General features: G+C 36.6%; 18 protein-coding genes. 7 read left to right on the forward strand and 11 right to left on the reverse strand.

Annotated features, from left to right (window positions below; all coding sequences use genetic code 11):
• Positions 1–2: 2 nt before the first annotated feature.
• The 3 genes from ACF3OB_RS02595 to ACF3OB_RS02605 all read right to left on the reverse strand — a co-directional run bounded on the left by ACF3OB_RS02595 (position 3) and on the right by ACF3OB_RS02605 (position 7,228).
• Entirely contained in the window at positions 3–3,131 is a 3,129-nt protein-coding gene (locus ACF3OB_RS02595) for a gliding motility-associated C-terminal domain-containing protein (RefSeq protein ID WP_392448228.1), read from the reverse strand.
• A gap of 386 nt (positions 3,132–3,517) precedes the next feature.
• The gene (locus ACF3OB_RS02600) at positions 3,518–5,713 is read right to left on the reverse strand and encodes a PepSY domain-containing protein (RefSeq protein WP_392420895.1); all 2,196 of its coding nucleotides are present in this window, start codon (positions 5,711–5,713) and stop codon (positions 3,518–3,520) included.
• 258 nt (positions 5,714–5,971) lie between these two features.
• Positions 5,972–7,228, reverse strand: coding sequence for a sigma-54 interaction domain-containing protein (locus ACF3OB_RS02605; RefSeq protein ID WP_042345009.1), 1,257 nt, complete (start codon positions 7,226–7,228; stop codon positions 5,972–5,974).
• A gap of 275 nt (positions 7,229–7,503) precedes the next feature.
• On the opposite strand from ACF3OB_RS02605, the gene ACF3OB_RS02610 reads away from it, so the two are divergent.
• The 7 genes from ACF3OB_RS02610 to ACF3OB_RS02640 all read left to right on the forward strand — a co-directional run bounded on the left by ACF3OB_RS02610 (position 7,504) and on the right by ACF3OB_RS02640 (position 15,612).
• Positions 7,504–7,635, forward strand: coding sequence for a hypothetical protein (locus tag ACF3OB_RS02610; RefSeq protein ID WP_255318343.1), 132 nt, complete (start codon positions 7,504–7,506; stop codon positions 7,633–7,635).
• A gap of 174 nt (positions 7,636–7,809) precedes the next feature.
• The gene (gene pbpC, locus ACF3OB_RS02615) at positions 7,810–10,164 is read left to right on the forward strand and encodes a penicillin-binding protein 1C (protein ID WP_392448230.1); all 2,355 of its coding nucleotides are present in this window, start codon (positions 7,810–7,812) and stop codon (positions 10,162–10,164) included.
• 200 nt (positions 10,165–10,364) lie between these two features.
• Entirely contained in the window at positions 10,365–12,119 is a 1,755-nt protein-coding gene (locus ACF3OB_RS02620) for a 1-deoxy-D-xylulose-5-phosphate synthase (protein ID WP_082024977.1), read from the forward strand.
• A gap of 215 nt (positions 12,120–12,334) precedes the next feature.
• The gene (locus ACF3OB_RS02625; RefSeq protein WP_095912500.1) at positions 12,335–13,357 is read left to right on the forward strand and encodes a DUF3078 domain-containing protein; all 1,023 of its coding nucleotides are present in this window, start codon (positions 12,335–12,337) and stop codon (positions 13,355–13,357) included.
• Between the two features lie 24 nt (positions 13,358–13,381).
• Complete coding sequence (locus ACF3OB_RS02630; protein ID WP_095894226.1) at positions 13,382–13,993, forward strand: thymidine kinase; 612 nt, start codon at positions 13,382–13,384, stop codon at positions 13,991–13,993.
• Between the two features lie 34 nt (positions 13,994–14,027).
• Positions 14,028–14,837 carry a TerC family protein gene (locus tag ACF3OB_RS02635; RefSeq protein ID WP_042008825.1) on the forward strand — a complete coding sequence of 270 codons (810 nt, stop codon included), beginning with the start codon at positions 14,028–14,030 and terminating at the stop codon, positions 14,835–14,837.
• 82 nt (positions 14,838–14,919) lie between these two features.
• Positions 14,920–15,612: a zinc metallopeptidase gene (locus tag ACF3OB_RS02640; protein ID WP_392448232.1), complete on the forward strand. Its 693-nt coding sequence runs from the start codon at positions 14,920–14,922 to the stop codon at positions 15,610–15,612.
• 69 nt (positions 15,613–15,681) lie between these two features.
• Here the strand turns inward: ACF3OB_RS02640 and ACF3OB_RS02645 are convergent, their stop codons facing one another.
• The 8 genes from ACF3OB_RS02645 to ACF3OB_RS02680 all read right to left on the reverse strand — a co-directional run bounded on the left by ACF3OB_RS02645 (position 15,682) and on the right by ACF3OB_RS02680 (position 25,460).
• Positions 15,682–16,443, reverse strand: coding sequence for a response regulator (locus tag ACF3OB_RS02645; RefSeq protein ID WP_095894224.1), 762 nt, complete (start codon positions 16,441–16,443; stop codon positions 15,682–15,684).
• Between the two features lie 40 nt (positions 16,444–16,483).
• Entirely contained in the window at positions 16,484–19,501 is a 3,018-nt protein-coding gene (locus tag ACF3OB_RS02650) for a two-component regulator propeller domain-containing protein (protein WP_392448234.1), read from the reverse strand.
• A 115-nt stretch (positions 19,502–19,616) separates the two neighbouring features.
• Positions 19,617–21,257, reverse strand: a complete 1,641-nt coding sequence (locus tag ACF3OB_RS02655; protein WP_392448235.1) for an OstA-like protein — start codon at positions 21,255–21,257, stop codon at positions 19,617–19,619.
• A gap of 99 nt (positions 21,258–21,356) precedes the next feature.
• Entirely contained in the window at positions 21,357–21,956 is a 600-nt protein-coding gene (locus ACF3OB_RS02660) for a DUF5683 domain-containing protein (protein WP_042010013.1), read from the reverse strand.
• Entirely contained in the window at positions 21,953–22,897 is a 945-nt protein-coding gene (locus ACF3OB_RS02665; RefSeq protein ID WP_095894221.1) for a ParB/RepB/Spo0J family partition protein, read from the reverse strand. The genes ACF3OB_RS02660 and ACF3OB_RS02665 overlap by 4 nt, the downstream gene beginning before the upstream one ends.
• Before the next feature lie 9 nt (positions 22,898–22,906).
• Positions 22,907–23,674: a ParA family protein gene (locus ACF3OB_RS02670; protein ID WP_042010018.1), complete on the reverse strand. Its 768-nt coding sequence runs from the start codon at positions 23,672–23,674 to the stop codon at positions 22,907–22,909.
• 26 nt (positions 23,675–23,700) lie between these two features.
• Positions 23,701–25,113 (reverse strand): DUF389 domain-containing protein, encoded by a 1,413-nt coding sequence (locus ACF3OB_RS02675; protein WP_095894220.1) that lies wholly within the window; start codon positions 25,111–25,113, stop codon positions 23,701–23,703.
• Positions 25,114–25,145: 32 nt separating this feature from the next.
• Positions 25,146–25,460, reverse strand: a complete 315-nt coding sequence (locus tag ACF3OB_RS02680) for a YbaB/EbfC family nucleoid-associated protein (protein ID WP_042010021.1) — start codon at positions 25,458–25,460, stop codon at positions 25,146–25,148.
• Between the last annotated feature and the right edge of the window lie 77 nt (positions 25,461–25,537).

Below are 25,537 nucleotides of genomic sequence, written 5' to 3' on the forward strand. Positions count from 1 at the left end.
CTCTATCTGAACAAAGTTATGGTACCTTGCTTATCTACTTTATTATCCACTTCTATTATATACATAAAGATTAAGGCTCTTTTACCCAATTCTTTGTATGTTTCAACATTAGGCCAAGTTTTATTGGTAAATCTTGTACCAGAGAAAACTGCCTTCCCTTCTTGCGAATATATGCTTACTTTAACATTATCCTTATTCAGATACTCCTCAGGAATCTCCCAAAAATCATTACTTCCATCTCCATTAGGCGTTACCACGTTGGGGATTTTAGAAATTTCAAACACTTCTGCTGAAAAACGTAACTCCACCGGTGAACAAGTACCGCCTATAGTAGCTGTCAACACATAATCTCCTGTTTCTTTTATAATAATTTCCTGTGCGAAAACAGAATTACTTGGCGTACTCCACAGATAGTTTTCCGCTTTACTATTCCCTCCAACAACTTTGATTACCTCTCCTTTCGATGCTGTAACGCGACTGCCTGATGGCACTTCCGAAATTTCTACTCCATCACTATTGACGCGTACTAACTTTAGTGAACTAGGATCAAATACAGAAACTTTCACGATGTTAGTCGACTGTTTGGTACAAGCTCCATTAGAAATTCGCAAATAATAATCACCAACTTCTGTTGCTTCATAGGTTGCTTCTACTGCTCCTTCGATAGGAACTGCTCCCTTATACCATTGATAAGAGAATGCCTCCGAATCTATAGGAGCTTTGATAATAGTTGAACCGCCTTCGCAAATTTTAGGACTATCATCATCACTTTCCGAAACTAATGTGATATCCGGAATAGTTGAAAAAGATACATTCAATTTATTTGACGGGTCAATGATCGTTTGGTAAATTGCTAATAGCGAATAACTTCCAGTTAAGGCATCTTCTTTTGTAACAACTAATCCCGTCGGGTCAGATTGTCCCATAATTGGGGCATCGTTTCTGAGCCATTGAAAACTGAAATACTGATAATCAGTCTCATCCCCCTCATTACCTATCAAAACAACCTCACCTCCTTCTAATACAGCTTCTAACTTTTTCAGCTTCAATGTTGTTTGAGTTGCGGTACCATCACAATTTTGAGACTGGACTTCCGCAAATCCTATATTGGGTTTAAGCTCTTTTATCTCTATATAGCTCCGCAAAGGTAATACAATTTTTGAACCTGCACACCCCGAACTTGAACTTTCTACCTCAGCATGATAAGATCCCGGTTCCGTAACGGAATAAGTAGGAGCAGAAACTCCCTGAATTTCAGTCCCATTTCTAAACCATTTGATAGTTGGATTATTCATGTTGTGACTGATTGTCAACACATAGGTTTTACCAGGTATAAAAGCTCTTGGGATTTGTGGCAAAACCCAATTTGCCCTGATTTCTCTTTTAACAAGCACTAATGAATTTGACGTAGCAGGACAAGCCTCTGAAGTTCCAGACATTGCCACGTAATAAGTCCCCATTTGGGTTGCTCCATATTCGTAAACTCCTGCTCCTTCAGATACCTTAACACCATCTTTGTACCAAGTATAAGTGGCATTAACGTCAAGTGGCGAAGCCGTCAAAGTAACTACACCTGCACAAACCTCCAAGCTCGTTTGTCCTCCGTTCAACTGTACTGCATTTGGATCTGTCAACTGTACGGGTAACGAATTAGAACGTTGTATGTTGTTCACCCCCGGGGTAGCTATTTTCAAAGAGTAATTCCCATTTTGAGTAGCCTTATTTAAGGTAAGTTCAAAACCACTGTCATCATCATCGTCATCGTCATCGTTGTCATCGTCATCATCATCCAAAGCCTCATCGTCCTTATACCATTGATAAGTAAATGCACTGTAACTTGATGCCTCTAACAATACTTCTCCTGAAGGAGTGACAGCAATGATTTTTGCTAATCCTAAAGTAGCTTTATCAAACATACAAGGTTGGTAACCCGAGGACTTATATCGAATCTCCACCTTAAATTCATTCGGACTTTCAAGCAATACCTTATTAGAAGTCTGCAAAACTCCCGCACAACTTCCTCCTTGAGTTACCTCAACGGTGTACTCTCCAGGCTGTCTGGCTTGATAAGTAGCTTCTGTAGCTCCTTGTATGGGGGCTCCGTTTAATTTCCATTGATATGAAGGGGATTCGGCTGTAGTAGTAGCCTCTAATTTTTTCGTCCCTCCAGGCAAAATCAGCACATCACCCTGTACCGTAGCTGAAACCGTGAAGTTTTCTCTGAATTTTATTTCAATTTCATTTGTTAATTCCTCACAAGTACTACCTGGAACAGAAATTCCTAGCTTGTAGGAACCAGCAGCCGTGTCATCGGTAGGAGCTGTGTAAGTATGCATACCTGCTCCCTGTTGCACTACGGTTCCGTTACGATACCATTTATATAGATAGTTCGAATCGTTAACACTTGCTGTTAAGGTAAAAGGCTGACCTTTACAAATATTATTACCTGAAATCGAGTTGGTTATAACGACCCCGAGACTTCCCCCCATTACCACCGTCACATTGTTTGAACGTGAATTAGACGAACCCGAGCAATAATTTCCATAATCTACAACGGCATGATACGTCCCAGCCTCTGAAACTCGGAGCGTATGCTTGGTTTCACCAGGAATTAAGGTATTGTTACGGTACCATTTGTAAGCTTTTTCACCTTTTTTGTTTACTGATATTTCTTGCGAATGCCCTGGACAAAGATTAATATTAGATACCCCTCCGTTTAATTCCATAGGGCTATTTACATTTACATAGTAAGCCGAAAATGGGTTACTCGTAATGGAAGATGAGGGATTGGTGCTACTAACACGAATCCTATACGCATCGCCATGCATGGTGTTCGGAAACTGAACGTTTACTGAGTATTCAAACTGTGTATTTTGCCCTGTCAACGTTGCTAATGTTACAGGATTTGAAAAATCACCATTCGCATCGGATAGCTCAATAATATATTGATTCGTAGCATTGGGCAATGGTGGTTGCCATTTGAATGAAACTCCAAAGTTATTATATGAATCCGAAACACAAGCATCACTAAAACCCAGAGAGATAGACTCTATCCTCTGAGCGTGTACATAGCTTACGAACAAAGAGAAAATAAGCAGTACTAAATACTTGTATGAAATATCTATTTTCATTATTTCAAAATCTTTTTTCACGGTTTATTTGTATTAAACACATGCGACAGCATTGCAAAAGTAAACAAATTAATTGGATATAAAACTATCGGATGTTAGTTTTTGCGATTTCAAAAAATAAGAATTAATAATCCTAAATCGTAAATAGCAGTTATCATACAAAAATAAAATAAAAAGAAAAACATTTAACATATTTTTATTACGAAAAAAGCACAAAAACTTCCGTTTTTTCTCTTTTTTGACATTTTTATGTTTTATCTAAAAACAATGTTAATTGTGATTTCTTTAAGAGTAAGCAGTACTTTAAATATCAAAAAATCTGAAGAATTTTGATTTTTCGGTAACAGTTCAAAGCGTATAAAATACGGTAGAATCCTGAAAAGTACCTAATAACAATCAACTTTATACTGTTGTCTGTTTTGGAAATAACTCAACGGTTTTTGTAATTGTTCTTGGCATATACTTTCTAATATCTCAGCCACTCCTCGCTGCATCGCTACTGAACCGCAAATCATCACCACACCTCCACTCTTTAGGAGATTTGCAAAAAACGTAGATTGCTCTAAAACAATATCTTGTACATATTTTTTCGCCCCCATTCTGGAGTAAGCAATTTGTAGATTCGTCAATTTTCCAACTCGAAGTTGCTCTTCCAAAAATGATTTGTAAATAACCAAAGACCTGTCGTTTTTTCCGCCCCAAAATAGCGTTAACGGTTGATGGGCTTCATTGTCAGCTATCATTCCCAAAAAAGGAGCTATACCTGTTCCTGTAGCAATACAAACCACTGGTTTTCCTTTTTTGGGAAAGTGAAATTCTGGATTTTTATATATCGCCGACTTCAAAAGATCACCTGATTTTAAATTATTTAACATATTGGAAATCAACCCTTTTTCATGTCGTTTCACACTCAGTAAAATCTCATTGGAAGCCGTTTTCCCTATGGAATAGAGTCGTTCTCTACCATCAACCTCTGATGTTATACCCAATAAATCTCCTGATGTAAAACGCACATTTTCAATAGTTTGCAATCGCACTAAAAAAGTTTCATCGGATTGAATAGTTGTTTTTTCTATCACTTTGAATGTGTGTTGTTTACCTTTCTTTTTAGCCAACTTGTTAAAGGGTAAATTTAGTGAAAAACCTTGTTGCCTTGCCCATTCATTCACCCAAAGTGAAAAAGACTCAACAGACTGATTATTAATAGTTTGCAAATCTACTATTTTTTTACCTATGGAGGTTTTCGCTAATAGTTCATCTACTTCATAAGCATATTTGCAGTAGTCGGGATATGCCAAAGATCCAAACCCCACTACTGAATAGGTAAATGGTTTTTGGATCGTATTCTTTTGCCATAAAGATTTGAATTTTGTTGCATTAACAGGCTCATTTCCTTTGCCATAGGTACAAGTCATCACTATTAAATGCTCCATTTTAGGATATTCTGACAAGGAGTTCATTTCTGCTAAATACGATTTTTTTCCTTGACGGATAAGCTCATGATGTACCAAATTAGCAAATCCTAAAGTCGTGCCTCCTTCTGATCCTACCAAAATCACGTATTGACAATTATCTTTCGTGTATGGATTACGGATTTTTGATTTCCTGCGTTTCAATGTTATAACGAATCCTGAGTAGATAAAAAACAAAATACTAATACAAGATAAAAACAAAATCACAGCCCATAGCACCGTACCCCTACCGGTATGCAATATCATGCTGTAATAGGTCATTGCCTTTACAGTTGACTTAGGCGATTGTGCCAATACTTCTCCTGTAAACTGATTTATAATGAACTCACTATCAATCAATTCTAAGCGATAAGTTTCTTCTACATCTTCAAATATAGGAAAGGTGAGTTTTTTTACGTTTGAAAGTGGGATGTGAAACACCTCAAAATCTGCAATTGACCTATGAGGTTTTTCGGTAATTTGTTCGTAGTCAATATCTTCAAAATCTATTTTTGGGGAGGTAATCAACGAAAAGCCTTCCAAGGAAAGGTATATTCCTGTAAGAGTAATGACAGCTATAGGAAAGAGTAACAGTCGACCTAAAAAGGTATGGTAGTGGGGAAAAAATCGTTCTTTTACCAATTTATTGAAAAAGCGTTTCCAATTTTTTTGCTTACGAACAATGAGAATCATTCCTGAAAAAGCAATCAAAAACAGTAAAAATGCAGTTACAGCCATCACAATTCTCCCTACTTTTCCCATGAACAAAGAGCGATGTAAAGTAGTGGTAAAACTGAATAATTCAGGTCGTTTGTAAGTTTCACCTACAGTTGCTGCAGTTTTAGGGTCTATATAAAAAATCATTGTATCGCCCTGTTCATCAACAACTTCTGTTTTAACAAACCGATTTTCATCAACCTCAAGAGATAATACCTCTGTGTATTTTTCCTTTAATTGTAGTACAGTTTCGAATAGCTCAACATCTTCAAAATTAGAGCTCTTCAGAGGTTTTAATTGATTTGAAATAGGTTCAAATGCTAAAATCATCCCCGTAAGGGTAGCTATGAGAACAAAAAACGAAGCTACTAAAGCTAATACCAAATGTGCATATCTCCAAATGGACAGAGTCATTTTTACAATTGTTTTTATTAAGACTGATTATACATTTATATCAAAAAAATAAGAGTCCTAACGTATCTTCTGCGTCGTATCTCATGTCAAGACCCAAAATTTAACTAAGATTCTACATTATCAATCTAACATTGCCTGTGCAAATCTGTAAGGTTCGTTATGGTTAAGTAAACTAATTTTATTAACCCCATTTTTACGGAATTTCAAACACAGTCAACTTGATTGGGATGAAAAGCAGAAAGATATTGAATAGGAACTCTACAAATCCAAATCAAATTGTTTAATTTTCCGATAGAGTGTCCGTTCTGAAATTCCCAACTCTTTGGCTGTTTCCTTACGTTTGCCTCCATTTCTCTCTAACGATTTGATTATCAACTCTAATTCTTTATCGTGCAAGGAAAGAGATTCGTCTTTTGGAGCTTCCTCATAAACGTACTCTTCCGCATCGTCAATCACCTCGGTAGGAATTGTCGCCTCAACAGGAATGAATGAAATTTCGGGAGTTACCTCAGAAGTATGTTTCTTATTTTCACCATAAATTCGATGGATCAATCCCTTATTATCCTCTTGAACTTGTTGCGAATTTCCTTTTTGTAATAGCTCCAAAGTCAATTTTTTCAGATCATTGAGATCGCTTTTCATATCGAACAACACCTTATATAATAATTCTCGTTCGTTTGAAAAATCACTTTCACTACGTGTGGTACCGACTACTGTTGGCAGATTAACTCCCTCGTCAGGCAGATAGTTACGCAAAATTGTGGCAGAAATCTCCCTTTTTTGTTCCAAAATAGAGATTCGTTCAGCTACATTACGCAACTGACGTATGTTCCCACTCCAGCGGTAGTTAACCAAAAGATGTACGCCATCATCAGTCAGTTTTATGGGCGGCATTTTGTATTTTTCAGCAAAATCAGAAGCAAACTTTCTGAAAAGTAGGTGAATATCGTCTTTTCGCTCTCGAAGTGCGGGTAAGTGAATCTCAACGGTACTCAACCGATAGTACAAATCCTCACGGAATCGTCCTTTTTTAATTGCTTCGAACATTTTCACATTGGTTGCTGCCACAATGCGTACATTTGTTTTCTGCACTACCGATGACCCTACTTTGATAAACTCTCCATTTTCGAGTACGCGAAGCAATCGCACCTGTGTGGTAAGTGGTAGTTCACCCACCTCATCCAAAAAGATTGTGCCTCCGTCCGCTTCTTCAAAATATCCGTTTCGAGTCGATGTAGCTCCTGTGAAAGCCCCTTTTTCGTGGCCGAATAGCTCGGAATCAATTGTCCCCTCGGGGATGGCTCCACAGTTCACAGCAATGTACTTACCGTGCTTACGCATTGACAATGAATGTATTATCTTCGGAATAGACTCCTTCCCTACTCCACTTTCTCCCGTAACCAATACAGAAACATTAGTGGGAGCTACTTGTGCTGCCTTTTCAACAGCTCGATTGAGTTTAGGGTCATTCCCGATGATTCCAAAACGTTGTTTTATAGTTTGTATGTTTTCCACGAGTTGCAAAATTTAACCGGTCAAATATACGAATTTTAACTCAATGTAACGTCAAAAACAATGTCTAAGATCTATCATTATCTTGTTTTCTACTCGAAAAAAATATTTCGGGCGGCAAATATATAATTTATTTTTTAAAAACAACTATTTTATAAAATGTTGAAAAACAATGCTTTACAAACAAAAATATTTATAATTAACTGAAAAACTGACATTTATCATATTTTATTTTTGTGAAAAATTTTATTTTAGCCGAATAAAAAAACGCTACAAAAATGACAATGATTTCTAACATTCCTCTTTACAACCACACAGCAGGTGTTTTCATCATCGGTGTCTTCGTTTTAGTTTGTATCGCCTTTGTTGTGATGACGGTTATGTTTTTCCGCAGTGGAAAAAAAAAGTAATTCATTGAATCTGAGATAAGTTAGTTTCACTGAAGGAATTTTGATAGGGACGCTATGTATTGCGTCCCTATGCTTACGGTTCACAGTTCTGTTTCTAAAATCCCTTGAGAATGAGAATTTTTCTGCTCAAAAACGAATAAATCCGTATATTTGCCTTTGTGAAATTCACTTTCAATGTTACGATTTTTTAATTACATAACTCAAAAAATTAAGCAAAATCCTATCAAAACTTCTGTTTTTGGAGTTGTTCTGTTGTTGTATTACTTTTCATTGCCAAAAGCACTGTTTCCCGACGATTATTCCACTGTGATTGAAAGTGCTGAAGGAAATTTGTTGGGTGCAAAAATCGCGAATGATGAACAATGGAGGTTTCCTGAGCTTGACAGTGTACCTTATCGATTCAAAAAAGCAATTATATACTTTGAGGATGAATACTTTAGCTACCACTGGGGAGTGAATCCTATTTCGATGACTAAAGCCTTAGTAAATAATTTACAACAAGGAAAAATTGTTCGTGGAGGCAGTACAATCACGCAACAGGTCATCCGTTTATCTCGTGAAAACCAACAACGTACATATTTTGAGAAAATTACTGAATTGATTTTAGCTACGCGTTTAGAATTTCGATATTCTAAGGACAAAATTCTACGGCTTTATGCCTCACACGCTCCTTTTGGCGGAAATGTTGTAGGGTTGGATATGGCAGCATGGCGTTATTTTGGGGTGTCTCCACATCAATTGTCGTGGGCAGAATGTGCAACATTAGCTGTATTACCCAATGCCCCAAGTTTAATTTTTCCAGGAAAAAATCAACAACTTTTATTACAAAAACGTAATCGACTACTCAAAAAACTGCTTGACAATCACGTTATAGACAACGAAACATACGAACTAGCACTTGCCGAGCCTCTACCTCAAAAACCACATCCGTTACCACAGATGGCTCCTCACTTATTGGAACTCATTGCTAAAAAAAATGAAGGTCATCGCATCAAAACGACTATTGATTTCTATTTGCAAGAAAAAGTAAATCAAATTGTTCGTAACTACTATCACCATTATTCTCAATCAGAAGTTTATAATATGTCGGTACTAGTTACGGATGTGAAAACTCGGAATGTGTTAGCATATATTGGAAATACTCCTACAAATGTTGCTCACCAAAAAGATGTGGATATTGTCCATGCCCCTCGCAGTACTGGGAGCGTGTTGAAACCTCTACTGTATGCGGCTATGCTTCAAGAAGGAGATTTATTGCCTCAAATGTTAATCCCAGACATTCCTACACATATTTCTGGATATTCTCCTCAAAATTTTAACAACACCTTCGAGGGAGCTGTTCCTGCAGATATGGCATTAGCAAAATCACTAAACATACCATTTGTATGGCTATTGCAACGCTTTGGAACGTATCGTTTTTACGATATCATCCAAAAAATTTCCCTTACGGACATAAAAAAACATCCTGATCATTATGGTTTATCTATAATTTTAGGAGGAGCTGAAAGTAATCTATGGGATTTAACAAGAGTTTACGTTAATTTAGCTTCCGAATTGAATGTTTTCAACAAACAAAGAGCCTATCGAAGTGCCGAATTTCAGGATTTAAACTATGATTTGTCTAAAAACACTATTGATTTTGGTCATTTTACCACAGAAATTCCTACATTGAGAGCAGGAGCTATATGGCAAATGTTTGAAGCCATGAAAGAAGTAAATCGCCCAACGAGCGATGTAGCGTGGCGATACTATGAGTCGGCTCGAAAAGTAGCATGGAAAACAGGAACCAGCTTCGGAAATAAAGATGCTTGGTCAATTGGTATAACTCCAGAATATGTAGTTAGCGTTTGGGTGGGTAATGCTACAGGCGAAGGTCGTCCTTCGCTAACAGGAGCTTCTTTTGCAGCTCCTATTATGTTCAGTATTTTCAACACCTTGCCTAACTCAACATGGTTTAAGAAGCCTCACGAAGACCTTAGAGAACTCTCTGTGTGTGAAGTTTCTGGATTTTTAGCAAAAGAAGAATGTCCCAAAAAAACGATCTACTCAACCATTAGCAATTCCGACAACGAACAATGTAAATATCATAAAATTGTTCATTTAGACAAAAATGAACAATTTCAAATCAATGCCTCTTGCGAATCTCTTGATAAAATCGTCACAAAATCATGGTTTGTTTTGCCTCCTGTGATGGAGTGGTTTTACAAAAAACAGCATGTTAATTACCAAACTCTCCCTCCTTTTAGAGCTGATTGTCAACATAGTAACACGATAAAATCATTAGACTTTATCTATCCTAAGCACGGAAACATAATTTACACGACTAAAGGATTTGGAGGTGATTTACAACCTTTTACAGCTAAAGTAGCCCACAATGAAGGCGAAGTATTTTGGTATCTGAACAGTTCTTACTTGGGCGTTACCACGCATTTCCACGAAATGGACATCTATGCACCAAAAGGAAAAAATATATTACGGATTATCAACACTAAAGGCGAAGAGCGAGTTATTGAAGTGACTGTAAAATAATCATTTATAAATTCTATAACCTTTAAAATAAGAAATAGGATTTGTGGATGTTGTTTCTTGTCGTATATTTGCAGTTCGGATTTAGCTTCTTTTCATACCATGATTGGAAGCCTTTTTATTCGGTTTTTCACTGAAAATCAACTGATTTATTCGATTAACAAACTACATCTGTCAACATCTTTGACGTAAGACCTCGTTCGATGATTTTACCAAACATACATACCCCCCATGACCTACGTCAATTACCGAGAGAACAATTTTCTTTATTGGCGAAGGAAATACGTGACCTCATTATTGATGTGGTTTCACGACAAGGAGGACATTTGGGAGCTAGTTTAGGAGTAGTAGAACTAACAATTGCTCTGCACTATGTATTTAACACTCCTGATGACAAACTTGTTTGGGATGTAGGACATCAGTGTTACCCCCACAAAATACTTACCGACAGAAAAGAAGCATTTGAAAACATACGTCAATTTGGTGGTATCAGCGGATTTCCAAAAATTGAAGAAAGCGTGTTCGATGCTTTTGGCACAGGACATTCTTCAACTTCTATTTCGGCGGTGCTGGGTATGGCTGTAGCATCGGTTTTACAAGGAAATCGAGACCGGCAACACATTGCCGTAATTGGCGATGCCTCTATCGTCAGTGGTATGGCTTTCGAAGCTTTGAATCATGCTTCTACGACCGATGCAAATGTTATTATCATACTGAATGACAATAACATAGGTATTGACCCATCAATAGGAGCTTTAAAAAACTATTTTGAACAGCAGAAAAAGGAAAAAGGAAAAAACGAGTCTTTTTTTAAATCACTGAATATCAAATACAAAGGAATCATTGATGGACATAATATCCCTGAACTTATCACCTCTTTTGAATCTGCGAAAAAGGAAAAAGGTATCCAGCTACTCCACGTAACCACAATCAAAGGCAAAGGTTTAGAAAAAGCTGAAAATGACCAGATTACCTACCATTCTCCTCGAAAATTTGATAAAATCACGGGTGAACAGTATTCAGAAAGTGTGGAACTTCCTGCTAAATACCAAGATGTTTTTGGACTGACTTTAAAAGAGTTAGCCGAACAGAATCCAAAAATTGTAGCTATCACTCCTGCAATGCCAAGTGGAAGCTCTTTGACTCACATGCAACAATCGTTCCCAAATCGAGTTTTTGATGTAGGAATCGCTGAACAACACGCTGTTACATTCTCTGCTGGATTATCCTTACAAGGAATGATTCCGTTTTGTGTAGTCTATTCAACTTTCTTGCAACGAGCGTATGACCAAATAGTTCATGATGTGGCATTGCAAAATATACCCATAATTTTCTGTATCGACAGAGCGGGATTAGTGGGGGAAGACGGGGCAACCCACCACGGTGTTTTTGACATGGCTTTTCTACGGTCTATTCCTAATCTGATAATCGCCTCTCCACGAAATGCCACAGAGCTTCGAAACCTACTTTACACCGCTCAACTCAATGTAGGACAACCCTTTGCAATTCGATATCCACGAGGCAGATGTTCTCAAACTGATTGGCTACAGCCTTTCCAAAAAGTCGAAATCGGCAAAGGAAGACAACTCAAATCGGGAACCAAATACGCTGTTTTAAGTATCGGAAGCATTGCCGATAATGTAACAAAGGCATTGGATTTGTTAAAAAATAGTGAAGAGTATGCTCATTTTGATATAGGTTTCTTAAAACCTTTGGATGAATCACTTTTACACACTATTTTTGCAACCTATACAATCATTTTTACCGTTGAAGAGGGAATCGAAAAAGGAGGGTTTGGAAGTTCCATTGCTGAATTTGCAAACGTTTACAATTATAAAAACAAACTGAAAATCATAGGTTTACCTGACATTTTCATAACACATGGTAATGTGGAGAGATTACAAAAAATAGTCGGTTTAGATTCCTCCACCTTGGCTGAAAAATTCAGTCTACTGTAGTCAGGAGTTTGTAAGAAACAAGCTCTGCTCTACTCCCTCTCCCAAGGATTGTTCATTGTGGAAGTAAGTAAATAGTTGAAAGTGTTTTGTAAAATCAGTAAAATTGGAGATGAACCCCACCAATTTGGTTACATTCACAAAATTCTACGTACAAACTTCTTCTAAAAAAATGTGTAATCACTAAAAAACAAAACCATTAAAAGTACAATATAGAAATGAAAAAAATCTTACTTACTACCCTTTTGCTTATAAACGCTGTCTCTTTTGCTCAAATCCGAAGGGCGAAAGGAGAGATTCAACCTATAAAAACTTATCCGATCCAGATTATTAAAAATCAAAGAGCTATTGAATTTGCTATTGACCGTTTTAAAAAAGAACAAGAAAAATGGTTTAAATTCAATCGTATCAATTTAAGTATCAGCGAAATGGCTTTCTCAAATTGGAGTGCTGGAGGAGACAATTCGGTAACAGCTTTATTAAATGCTCAGTTCAGACGTCGTTTTTCTGAAACAACCTATTTTTGGGATAATGAATTAGAAATCAACTATGGAGCCAATGCTCAAAAAGGTCGAGGGCCTCGGAAAACGGACGATAAATTTTCGATTACTTCTTCCTTTGGTTATCGTGGAAATTCAAAATCACGTTGGTACTACACCGCTAAATCACAATTTCTGACGCAAATTTACAACGGATATGCCTATCCGAATACGGAAACTGCTATCTCTAAATTCATGGCTCCCGCTCACTTTACGCTGGGGATAGGATTAGAATTTGTACCAGATGCCAAACGTTTTAATATATTCATTTCACCAATAACTCACCGAACGCTTTTTGTTTTAGACAAAACCTTAGCTGACCAAGGTGCCTTTGGTGTCGATAAAGCGGAATATGATGCCAATGGAAATATGATAAAGCCTGGTAAAAAAACTAAATCACAGTTAGGTTTTTATGTATCAGGGAATTGGAGAAAAGAAATTGCTAAAAACATGCAGTTGGAAAATCGTTTCAATTTCTATGGTGACTATCTAAAAAATGTAGGAAATATTGACATAGACTGGGAATCAACCCTTAATTTGAAAGTAAATACCTATGTTCAAGCGCGTATTGGAATACATTTGAAGTATGATGATGACATTAAATTCTATTCATATAAAGGTGCTAATGGTGCTATCCATCAATACGGAGCAAGACCCCAACTAAAACAAATGTTAGCTGCTGGACTTTCTTACACTTTCTAAAAAAAAACGTATTAACTCAAAATCATGTTTTTAGAAAACACCACAAATCATTCAGAAAAATTCGGATGGATAGAGGTCATCTGTGGATCTATGTTTTCGGGGAAAACCGAAGAACTCATCCGTAGGTTGCGACGAGCTCAATTCGCTAAGCAAAAAGTAGAGATTTTCAAACCTGCTCTTGACACTCGTTATGACGAGAGTAAGGTCGTTTCACATAACGCTAACGAAATTCATTCGACCCCTGTACCAACAGCTACTCATATTTTACTACTTGCTGATGGTTGTGATGTAGTGGGAATTGATGAAGCCCAATTTTTTGACAACGAAATAGTAAATGTATGTAATGATCTAGCTAACAGAGGAGTACGGGTTATTGTTGCAGGGTTAGATATGGATTTCAAAGGCAATCCTTTTGGTCCAATGCCTGCACTGATGGCTACGGCTGAATATGTTACAAAAGTCCACGCTGTTTGTACTCGTACAGGAAATTTAGCTCACTTTAGTTTCCGAACTACTGACAATGATGGTTTATTTGTGTTAGGAGAGAAAGAAAGTTACGAACCTCTGAGCCGAGCCGCTTTTTTTAAGGCTATGAAAACAAAAAAAGACAATCTCGTTGAAAATACCGAAAAATAACTAAATTTGCCGAAAAAATTAGTATCACATACCTATGGAAATTTTATTTACCGCCGATGCTTTAATCGCATTTTTGACCCTGACATTCTTAGAAATTGTCTTAGGAATTGATAACGTGATTTTTATCTCAATCGTTACGGGAAAATTACCTGAAGAAAAACGCAAAAGAGCTACCCAAATCGGATTATTCTTGGCTATGTTCATGCGTATTGCCTTACTGTTTGCCATCACATGGCTTACCAAAATGAAAAGTACACTTTTTACCATTGACTGGGGGTGGTTTACTGCCCACATTAACGGACAAGCATTAATTTTACTCAGTGGGGGTATCTTCCTAATTTACAAATCAACCAAAGAAATCCATGAAAAAGTAAATCATATTGAACACATTACTGACTCAAAAGGGGCAGGACAAAAACGTTCTGTATCTTTTTCCTCTGTTATCTTTCAAATTTTAATGATTGACCTTATTTTCTCTGTGGATAGTATTTTGACTGCTGTGGGAATGACCAATGGTTTATACCCTGCAGAAGTTGAAATATGGGGAATGCGTCCTGAGTTATTCATCATGATTGCGGGAGTAATTGTTTCTGTGATTGTTATGATGAGCTTTGCTGTTCCTGTGGGTAAATTTGTTAATCGCAACCCTTCTATCCAAATTTTGGCATTGTCATTCTTAATTTTGATTGGATTCATGCTAACCACGGAAGCTTTGCACCTTTCAGATGCTGTTTTGGCAGGAGAAACTATCGGAGCTGTTCCAAAAGGATATCTATATTTCGCTATTGCATTCTCTTTAGGAGTAGAGTTTCTAAATATGCGTATGCGAAAAAAAACAAGCTAATAACTGACAAATCTAAGACCAATGAACTTTGGCAAACATTTTGAGTATAGAAAAAAGATAATTTTTAATTTTTTTAATCACTATGATGGGATATTACCTTATTATTGGAGCATTAACTTTGGTTAGTTGGCTGGTTAGTTGGCAGTTAAAACGTAAATTCAAGCACTATTCCCAAGTGCATTTACGCAATAACATGTCAGGTGCGGAAATTGCCGAAAAGATGTTACACGACAATGGGATTTATGATGTGAAAGTTATTTCAACACCTGGAATGCTTACTGACCACTACAACCCAATGAACAAAACCGTAAACTTAAGTGAAGGGGTTTACAATCAACGCAATGCGGCTGCAGCGGCAGTAGCTGCTCACGAAGTGGGACATGCCGTACAACACGCTCAAGCATACAAATGGCTGACTATGCGTTCTAAGTTAGTACCCATTGCAAGTGTTTCCTCTAACTTTTCTACTTATTTGATTATGGGTGGATTAATTTTGTCCACAATGTCAAGTTTTGGAATATATGTTGCCATCGCTGGACTGATTATGTCAGCTCTGGCAACGCTATTCACGATCATCACTCTTCCTGTGGAATATGATGCGAGTAACCGAGCTTTGGCATGGCTGAAAAACAAGAATATGTTAGCCCCTCAAGAATATGCAGGTGCTGAAGACTCTTTAAAATGGGCTGCAAGAACCTACTTGGTAGCTGCTTTAGGGTCATTGGCTATGCTTGTTTATTGGGCCTTGAAAATCGCAGCCGCTTCAAGAGAATAAATTTTAAGAGTATTATTTAAACAATCAAATCCCGATTTTGGAAAAACCAACTTCGGGATTTGTTATTTTTTAGGAAAAAGTTTCTAATTTTCGCCACTGTTCTCGAGAAACTTTAATGGATAAGTCGTTTTCCATAAAGACATAGGGCTTTACTATTGTTTTAATAAAAACTTTATTAATAACAGATTTTCGATTATGAGCCACGAAATAGTCAATCTGAGATTCCTCTAACAAAGTAAAGATTTCTTCCCAAGTTTGTTTCAGTTCGTACGAACAATTATTCTTCAAATATAACATTTTCGAACGTGTTCCTTCCTGTTGTAAAACGGCAATAAATTCCGACATAAAAATACGTACCTTTCCCAAAGATGTGTCTATCAAAATACCCTCAGATTCTTTGCTTTCTGCTGAGCTTCCTTTTTTGGAAACCGATTTGATAGCTTGTTTTTCGGCTTCTCGAACATAGCTTTGTAGATGATTCGTTAGGTTTTCATATATGGGTTTAACGATGTATTTATTAACTATTGGAAAATCGTTGATGATTCGTTGAGGGATTTCAGGATTTTCTGACTGATATCCTGTAAAAAATATAACATAAGGATTATAATTTTCAATTGTTGAAATGTAATTCAAAATCTGATATGCATTACCTCCACGAATGCTCCAGTCTGAAAAAATCATTTCTGGAAGATGTTGCGTAATTTTTTCAATCGCATCGGTCAATTCCGATGAAAACTCCAAGGCCTCCCATTGCGGATAGCTTTGCATACGAATACGGATATTTTCCCAAACATTGGTATCGTCCTCAACGACAATATATCGAAATTTCATGATTAATATTTTTTTAATATTTTATCAATTTAATTGAGTTTTATTTATATAAAATAGCCTTTCCTTCTCTTTTTATAGGGGGGGGGGGGGGGGGGGGGGGAAATATATTTTTAAAATTCATATCTTTTCGCATCCGAATAGAAACTATTGTACCAGGATACTCCTGGTCATCAGGATTAAATTTATTAATTCTTATGCTGAAAGCTCGTTCTATCTTGGTATTGATAATTTCTATCATTGCAGCAATATTATTCAGACCTGTACCTCTTCGTTCAAATTCATAGAATTTTTTAGAATGTTCCATCCCTACCCCATTGTCTGAAATCGTGATATAGTAGAAAAAATCATCTTGAGTAAAATCAATCTCTAACAAAAATGGAGCTACTTTTCGATGTCGAACACCATGAAGAAGTGCATTTTCTACCACCATTTGAAGCGTCCCAATGGGCAGACGATAATCCAAGGGAACTACTTCTACATGAGAAATTTTAATATGTAATTCTTTGACATACAACTCTTTGTAGATATCAATAGTATTGAGTGCTAATTTCCATTCTTGAGCGAATGAAATACAAGGTTGATTCTCTTTTGAAAATAAGTGAATAATGTTAATATTTTCGCCTATGCGGCTAATAATTCGCTCGGCGTGAGGCTTGTCGTACAAAGACGCTCCTAAACTGTTGAGAACGTTCAACATGAAATGAGGACGAAATTGTTTACCAAGGCTAAGCATATTCAACTGAGTTATTTCCTTTTGTTGACGTTCCATTCTTTGTTGGATTCTAACCTGTTTAATTACAATCAACGTTGGGAACAAAAGCAACAAGAACCAAAACCACCACTGTTGCCAGATGAATTTAGTAATCGTGATGGGATATTCATGCACCGAATAGCTACCGTCTTGCTGACAAATTAATACTTGAAAAATATATTGTCCAGGAGATAGATTCTGAAAATTATAGTTTTTTTGTATAGCTATATCTTCTATTTTAGGAGTTTCGCCCTTCTTAACCAAGTGTGAACGCATATACCGAGGCATATTGTCCTTTCCTTGGTAGGTAACTTGAATTTCGAAGGAAGTTTTTGACGGAGAAATCTTTAATGCTTCATCCGTTTTTAAATCTATTGAGGATTCTCCTTCATAAAGTTGCACACGTGGGGTTACATGAAAAGTAGGTAATTTCAACCATTTTTCGATATCCCATTGGTAAAGCATATCGCTTGTAGCAAACCACAGCGATTGATCTCTGAAATCGGTCAATACGGTATTTTGCTCGGTCACACTTTCTATTTTACATTCCATTGGATTTAGATACCGAACTAAAATTTTCCGATCCTTATGCCAAGTAGCTATGTTGAACAAAAGTACCTTATCTTTAGCTCCCAATACCAACCAATCATTCCACTGATGGATGAAAGTAATCATCTTTCCTTTTACTAACAGAGGGTGCTCAATCCGTACGAAACTTTCAAATCTAAAATCATCTTTATGCTTTCCATTCCAGTAGAAAAGTTCCCCCTGAGAGGTTCCAAACCACAAGGTATCATAAGTATCTTTGAGCATCGCTATAGAACCAAATGGAATGTCTTTTTCCTTAGCATAAAGCGAAACAGCTTGGTTTTTATCTTCTTGAAAAACAGCTAATTGACCTCCAGCACCTGTCCAAATATTCCCGAATTTGTCCTCGGCAACCGTCAGGCACGATTGGAGTTTCATCCCTTTATCTTTACCTACAAACTTCCATTTAACAGATTTGTTTTCAAGGTCTTTCAAAGGTTTATACATCAACCCGTAATTAAAAGTCCCTGTGAAAAACATACCTTTACTACTCACAAAACTGAAATATCCACCAACAGTATCATTCAAAATAGTATATTTGTTTTCATTCTCGTAAAGGAACGTTTGTGCAGGGGCATCAACATAGACCAGCATTTTGTTTCCGACCGACATAGCTCCAGGCAAAATACGTTTTCTTTGTTTGGACTGTACTATTTTACGATCGTCAATAACAGAAAAATTATTCCCATATGACCCGACCCAAATCTTACCATCTGGAGATTGTGTGATACTGTGAATGGATTCGGAATTGTCTCCATCAAAAATACGAGGATATTTCTTGATATACGGAAAAAGCCTCCCCAAATGCTGTGGAGTCGACACATAGAAACTGTGACTTTCAGGTGAATAAGAGTTCAGATAACGCAACTTTATATCCGAGCTGACAGCCATAAGCTGTGGTGGAGTTTGTGACAAATCATAAATGCGATATGCCTCTTTCTTTTGCTCTCCATAAAACTTATTTTTTAAATAATGGTCGGACATAATTCCTTCAAAAACAGGAGTTGAAACCCCATCTTTGTAGTGATACAAAATAGTATTAGAATTTTCAAAATAAAAATCATCAGGTGAAATAATATAACCTATCGCCGAAGTAATAAATGGGTAAGTTTTTACCAATTTAAAATTGTCAATAACATCATAAATAAACGTTTTCCCTTCCTCAGAAACTATAAAATAAATGGTTTTATCATTAGATATTAAACGATTTAGGTTATTAAATTCGGTTTTTATATTTTTAAACTGTTTATTTTCAATATCATAAACGTACAACCTTATTTTATTTCGTTGAGTTATATGAATGACAGTGAAATAGATATGTTTTTCATGCTCGACTACGTGGCTAATAAGAAAATCCTCTTCAACATCAAAAGGAAGTCGCTCAATTTTTTCACCACGTTGGCTGTAAATTGATTTTTCAAAGAAAAAATAGGTCACACTATCTTTTTCGATTATACCTGAATATTCGTAGTTTCCATCAAACTTATCACTGATTGTACTAACCGTATTACTTTCCAATCGCTTCAATTTCTTGCCATAAGGGGCTAAATATACGCTTCCTTCTGAGTTTATATGTATAGGTCTAATAGCATTAATGAAATCGTCACCAAAGTTATATTTATTGTAAATGAAAGTATTAGACTCACATATAGGCAATTCTTGTCCATGGATATAACACATCCCAACGAGCAAAGCGCATATTTTAATAAAGGTTTTCATTTAAACAATTTTTAGTACGACATCTTCCTTTTTTAGATGGAAGTATACAAAATCACAAAAGTAGGGGTATTAAGAATTATGTAGGGATAAACTCCGTGATGCTGAATGAAAAAACTCAATCAATCGGATTTGATTCGTTTCGTTCTTTAGTTTTTTTAATTTCCTCGACATCGTTTTCTTCAGGAGTTTTAAATGCTTCAATGGGTTTAGGAGCTATTTTCTGTGCCTCCTCACTAAAAATTTCATTCTGATGGCTGATGCGTTCTTTACCTCGCCAAATGAATTCTTTAAAAAGTCGTTCTTCTTTGGATAATTTTTCTTCAGGGTACAAATTTCCGATAGGTTGTGTGATAAATACCACTTGTGCAATCTGTTGATTTTCATCCAATCTCAATTTTATGTGACTACAGGTAAGTTTATTGATACCGACCAATTCATTTTTTTCGGTGTAGACGTACTGAATAGATTCCGTATTTTGAATGAAGTCAATTTGTTTTAATCTATTTTTTTTAAATTTCCCATATAAAACCCTACCTTTCACTTGGTTATATCCATCGCCTAAACTATCTTTTTCTACTACCAAGGCATTGTTAAACACCTTGAGGGAGTCCATTTGTTGAGTTCTTTTATCAGCAATCAGATGTATGTTCTCTCCTGTTATTTGACTTTCTCCTGTCCAAGCTACTGGATTTCCAATGAGCTGTGTAAGCCCGTTTTCTTCATTCGAATGAATGGAATCACATTTGGCTTGTAGGTCAGTTTTGTAGATTCGTGCGTCGTGAAATACCCGTATGTTTCGCTTACCTTCCTTGCCTGTAACCAGTATCTTTTTTCCATGCATATACATCGAATCTCTTTCTACCAAAGTGATTATCAATGGTTTTTTAGTAATAAACATCGAATCCCTTGCCTTGTGTACCTCGCCATAATGTCCCTTTACGGTGGTTTTATTTAGGGTATCCAAAATAATTATGTTGTTAGTTGCGGAAGCAAATTGTCGTTTTTTATCGAAATAAAGACTATCTCCTTTGATTGTTTTTAGGTCATAATCAATTTTAGCATTCTGCTTGAAGTAGCCTTCCTCACTACGTGTGTCGTAAAATCCTTTTTCGCTGTATGTTTTATAATCCTTCCCTACGATGGTAGTAGCTCCGTAAAAATAAGCATTCCCCGAATTATGGAAATAGTCCAAGACCTGAGAATCTACCGTAAAATCCTTATTTACAATCTTCACAGCATTAGTAAATTGATTTTTTTTAGTTTCAATGAAATATTTTCCGACCTTACTGGTTAGCTCGTTTTCAATATCCGTAATTTTCCCAAAATTGTTGTAGTAAGCCACCTGAGTATTCCTATCAAGGAACAGCTCTTCCGTTTCTAAGGTCATTGTTTCATTTTTCAGTACCACCTCTTCCTTAGCAACTGCAGTTTTTAGGTTTCCGTTGTAGGAAATATATTTGCTGTTCATTTGCAAGGTGTCCCCTTGTTGTAAAAGCACATCTCCATAGGCAATTACCTCATTCCGAGCCTCATAAAGCACTGCCAAATCACACCAAACATCCAACCCTTGATGATGAAACTGCACTCGCCTACCGTCAGATTTGAAGATTGTTGCTCCTGGATATTTCACATTGTCAATGGTAAACTCCCCTCCATAGATAATCTCAATACGTCTTTTTTTCCCTTCCTCTTGTTGAGCAAAAAGACTGAAAGTAGCTACTAAAAAACTGACTATTAAACAGATATACTTTATCATTTGCAAATAATATTTTCTTTGAGTCGGTCACCCCCCGACAACTTTTCCTAACGTAGATTTGGTTATTGTACTTCCACAGAAGAACTAAAAAATATTTTATTAAAATCTGACCTGCACCGACAGACCAAATTGAGGCTGTGCAGTAAATTCATTGATCTCTATAAACGGCTCAAAGCTCAATTTCTCATCAACATTGAACTGTTTTAGATGTGCATCCACATTAGCATCGACAATATTCAGTGCATATAACCCAATGGTTATCAACAAGGAAAGTTCTTGATTTCGACGATAAAACTGTTGAGCTCTCCTCAGTCCATCAGTACTCAATCTTGGCTGTCCATCGGGACGATTACCATAAAATTCATCATCCGTAAACCCCGCAGCACGTCGTTTGTAGGCAGCTTGATAGCGGTTAAATTCGCGTGTGTTAGCGATATAAAAATAAATAGGTGTGCCGATAGCCACATAGACTATCGGCATTTTCCAGTAACTTTTATTGTAGGCTTGTCCTAACCCAGGAAGTATAGCTGCATAAAAAGCTGCTCTTGCTGGTGAAAGAGGATCCGTATTCCACGTAACCTGCCTCACTTCCTTTTTATCCTCGACAGTGCTAATTTTGAGTGTATCAGATAAATTGGTTTGCTGGGCCTTGGCTACATATCCTCCCAAAAATAATAGTATCAAAAAAAATCTATTCATTCCCTATTTAATAACCGTTGAATTCGTCTGAAATCTTCTTCCGAACTGAATGGAATGATCAACGTTCCTTTACCGTTTTTGGCTACTTTTACGCTTACTTTTGTACCAAAGAAGCGATCGAACGTATCCATACTTTCAAGCACATAACTAGGAGTAGTTCCTTTGTTGTTTTCTATCTGAGGTTTAGGTATTTCTATTCCAACGATATTATTTTCTGTGGTATTTATTTCCGGATTTTGCAATTTACGTACCAAATCCTCTGTTTCTCGAACTGATAAATTATCGGAGATAATGCGTTGATATATCTCGGCTTGAACTTCCGGATTCTCAATGGTAATAATGGCTCTTCCATGTCCCATTGAAATAAAGCCATCACGAATACCTGTTTGAATGATAGGAGCTAACTTCAACAATCTTAAATAGTTAGTAATTGTCGAGCGTTTTTTCCCTACTCGTTTACTCATTTGGTCTTGCGTTAGGTTGATTTCTTCAATCAAACGTTGATAAGACAATGCTATCTCGATAGGATCCAAATCCTGACGCTGTATGTTTTCGACCAGTGCCATGGTAAGAGATTCATTGTCGTCAGCAATACGAACATAAGCTGGAATGGTTTGCAATCCTGCTAACTTTGATGCTCTGAAACGACGCTCTCCAGACACAAGTTGGAATTTATTTACGCCAATCTTACGTACTGTAATAGGCTGAATAACACCCAACTCCTCAATAGAAGAAGCTAATCCTTGCAATTCTTCCTCATTGAAAGATGTACGTGGTTGAAACGGATTTACCTCAATACTATCTAACTCCAACTCAATGATGTTCCCCACCACTTTCTCAGCGTTCTTATCAGCGATTGAATTAATGTCATTTTCAGGACTATTGCCGAAAATAGCAGAAACTCCTCTCCCTAACGCTTGTTTTTTAAATGCTTTTGCCATTAACGTTGTCTATGCTTTATTTTTTTCGATGATTTCTTGTGCTAAATTCAAATGGTTGGTAGCTCCTTTACTTCCTGCGTCATAGTTGATAATAGTTTCTCCGAAACTTGGTGCCTCACTCAAACGAACGTTACGTTGAATAATCGTTTTGAAAACCATATCGCTAAAGTGCTTCTGAACTTCTTCCACTACTTGATTTGACAAACGTAAACGTGCATCATACATAGTTAACAACAAGCCTTCAATGTCCAAACTTGGATTGAATACTTTTTGAACACTTTTGATGGTGTTCAACAGTTTTCCTAGTCCTTCCAAAGCGAAATACTCACACTGAATAGGAACTATTACGGAATTTGCTGCCGTTAGCGCATTTAGGGTAATCAATCCTAATGAGGGTGCACAGTCTATCAAAATATAATCGTACTGGTCTCTGATAGGCTCTAACGCTTTTTTGAGCATATACTCACGTTGCTCTTTGTCGACCAACTCAATTTCAATCGCCACTAAATCAATGTGAGCAGCAATCAAATCCAAATTCGGTGATTCAGTTTTGATGATCATATCTTTAGCAGGAATCGTATGCTCTAATAATTCATAGGTTCCGTGTTCAACAGATTCTACATCCACCCCCAATCCTGAAGTTGCATTCGCCTGAGGATCAGCGTCAATCAACAATACTTTTTTCTCGAGTACGCCCAATGAAGCTGCTAAATTTACGGAAGTTGTAGTTTTTCCAACGCCTCCCTTTTGGTTTGCAATAGCGATTATTTTGCCCATAATTATTTTTTTATGCTATATTTACCTTATTTAATTTCAATTTTCTGAGTATTTAAACGAACTTTGAGCCATTTTTCTAAAGCTTCAAGCTCCTTTTTCTTCGTACTTTCATCAACATCTTTTTCCCATTCAAAACGAAACACTGGGATAGTATCCGTTTTTTTAAAGTTACTACGCAATTCGTTAGCAAACGAAACTGAAGCTATCAAATCACTTTTAGCAGCAATCTCCTTACTAATTTGATCAAATTTCGAGGCTTCACGCATATATTTGTTTAAAGACTCTAATTTGCTTTGCAATAGTTTTATTTCTCCTTGACTTGAAGCAAGTTGTTCTTTATTGGTATTGTAAAGTTCTGCTATGTAACCACTTTGATCTTTATTTTCACTATCACTCAAAATTCGTAACTGCGTGTTTTGTAGATAGCTATAACTGTTCTTTTGATTCTCCCAAAGAACTCTGACCTCAGGTGATATGCTTACATCTCCAAAAAAAACTAACTCAATATACGGATTTCCATCATTATAATTTGCCTTTGAGAAATCTTTAAGAAAATAGCCTTTTTCACCAAAATCGTAGACTTCTATGCTATTTTTGATGAAACGATTGGCATCTATCTCAAATTTTGATTCTTTCCATACTCCATAAAACGTATATCCTGCAGGAATCATCATCAATGTGGAAACAAAATACGCCATCTGCGAAATACGTTTTCTTTTGGATGAATTGGCATAGACTACCATTGGAATTTTGATAATACGAAGTATCAAAAATGTAGCCAAAGCAATAAAAAACGTATTAATTAAGAACAAATACAACGCTCCCGAAGCTAATTTAAAATCCCCGATTGACAAAAAATAACCTACCGTACAAAGCGGTGGCATCAAGGCTGTAGCAATGGCAACCCCAAAAATAACGCTTGCCATGGTTCCTTTTTTGGCTCTCGCAATCACAAGTGCCAAACCACCAAAGAAGGCTATCAACACATCGCGTATGTCAGGTGCAGTACGTGCTAAAAGTTCAGACGAGGTATTGCTTAATGGAAAAATGTAGAAGAATGTAAAAGCAGAAACCACACTCAAAACTACCATCACTCCAAAGTTTTTCAAAGCTCTTTTCAATAAGTCGACATCGTTCATAGCCAACGCTAATGCCATCCCCAAGATAGGTCCCATCAATGGGGAAATAAGCATCGCACCGATGATAACCGCCGTTGAATTTGCATTTAATCCTAACGACGCAATAATAATGGCACAAATCAAAATCCACGAAGTATGTCCTTTCAGCGAAATATCGGCCTTAATACTTTCTATAGTAGCCTCTTTATCAGTCTGCTCGTGAATGTTCATCAAATCTGCCAAAAAATCTTTTATCTGAACAAAAATACTTTTTGGACTCTCTTTAAGCGTATGTTCGTTATTTTGGTTATTTTCCATCATTTAAAATTTAGATGTATGAAACTTTTCTGTTTTTAAAACAACCCTGGTATGTTTGGCAATCCTTGCTTTGCAACAGCTGCCAACTCGGTTTCGTTAATTTGGGTAGCTTTTTCAATGGCTTTGTTCAGCGTAAGTACCAAATAATCCTCCAATTGCTCTCTGTCCTCTAAAAGACTATCGCTAATTTCCAACGATTTAATCTCCCTGTTAGCGGTAATCGTCACTTTAATACTTCCGTCGGACGAGGTCTCGTCAATCAGTACGTGATTTAATCGTTGTTTTGTTTCTTCTATTTTTTGCTGGGTTTCTTTAAGTTTGCCCATCATCCCCATAAGGTCTCCAAACATAGTTCTTATTATTATTTTTTATGTGGACAAAAGTAAGAATTTTTTTTGAAGTAGCAAGTTTAGAGATTTGTTAAAAA

Origin of the sequence: Capnocytophaga canis, from assembly GCF_043187445.1 — a bacterium.
Classification (GTDB): domain Bacteria; phylum Bacteroidota; class Bacteroidia; order Flavobacteriales; family Flavobacteriaceae; genus Capnocytophaga; species Capnocytophaga canis.

Bases quoted from the DNA above. Each gene is read 5' to 3' on its own strand.
- ACF3OB_RS02595 (WP_392448228.1), bottom strand. From the start codon at position 3,131: ATGAAAATAGATATTTCATACAAGTATTTAGTACTGCTTATTTTCTCT.
- ACF3OB_RS02600 (WP_392420895.1), bottom strand. From the start codon at position 5,713: ATGACTCTGTCCATTTGGAGATATGCACATTTGGTATTAGCTTTAGTA.
- ACF3OB_RS02610 (WP_255318343.1), top strand. From the start codon at position 7,504: ATGACAATGATTTCTAACATTCCTCTTTACAACCACACAGCAGGTGTT.
- pbpC (WP_392448230.1), top strand. From the start codon at position 7,810: ATGTTACGATTTTTTAATTACATAACTCAAAAAATTAAGCAAAATCCT.
- ACF3OB_RS02620 (WP_082024977.1), top strand. From the start codon at position 10,365: ATGATTTTACCAAACATACATACCCCCCATGACCTACGTCAATTACCG.
- ACF3OB_RS02625 (WP_095912500.1), top strand. From the start codon at position 12,335: ATGAAAAAAATCTTACTTACTACCCTTTTGCTTATAAACGCTGTCTCT.
- ACF3OB_RS02630 (WP_095894226.1), top strand. From the start codon at position 13,382: ATGTTTTTAGAAAACACCACAAATCATTCAGAAAAATTCGGATGGATA.
- ACF3OB_RS02635 (WP_042008825.1), top strand. From the start codon at position 14,028: ATGGAAATTTTATTTACCGCCGATGCTTTAATCGCATTTTTGACCCTG.
- ACF3OB_RS02640 (WP_392448232.1), top strand. From the start codon at position 14,920: ATGATGGGATATTACCTTATTATTGGAGCATTAACTTTGGTTAGTTGG.
- ACF3OB_RS02645 (WP_095894224.1), bottom strand. From the start codon at position 16,443: ATGAAATTTCGATATATTGTCGTTGAGGACGATACCAATGTTTGGGAA.
- ACF3OB_RS02650 (WP_392448234.1), bottom strand. From the start codon at position 19,501: ATGAAAACCTTTATTAAAATATGCGCTTTGCTCGTTGGGATGTGTTAT.
- ACF3OB_RS02655 (WP_392448235.1), bottom strand. From the start codon at position 21,257: ATGATAAAGTATATCTGTTTAATAGTCAGTTTTTTAGTAGCTACTTTC.
- ACF3OB_RS02660 (WP_042010013.1), bottom strand. From the start codon at position 21,956: ATGAATAGATTTTTTTTGATACTATTATTTTTGGGAGGATATGTAGCC.
- ACF3OB_RS02665 (WP_095894221.1), bottom strand. From the start codon at position 22,897: ATGGCAAAAGCATTTAAAAAACAAGCGTTAGGGAGAGGAGTTTCTGCT.
- ACF3OB_RS02670 (WP_042010018.1), bottom strand. From the start codon at position 23,674: ATGGGCAAAATAATCGCTATTGCAAACCAAAAGGGAGGCGTTGGAAAA.
- ACF3OB_RS02675 (WP_095894220.1), bottom strand. From the start codon at position 25,113: ATGATGGAAAATAACCAAAATAACGAACATACGCTTAAAGAGAGTCCA.
- ACF3OB_RS02680 (WP_042010021.1), bottom strand. From the start codon at position 25,460: ATGTTTGGAGACCTTATGGGGATGATGGGCAAACTTAAAGAAACCCAG.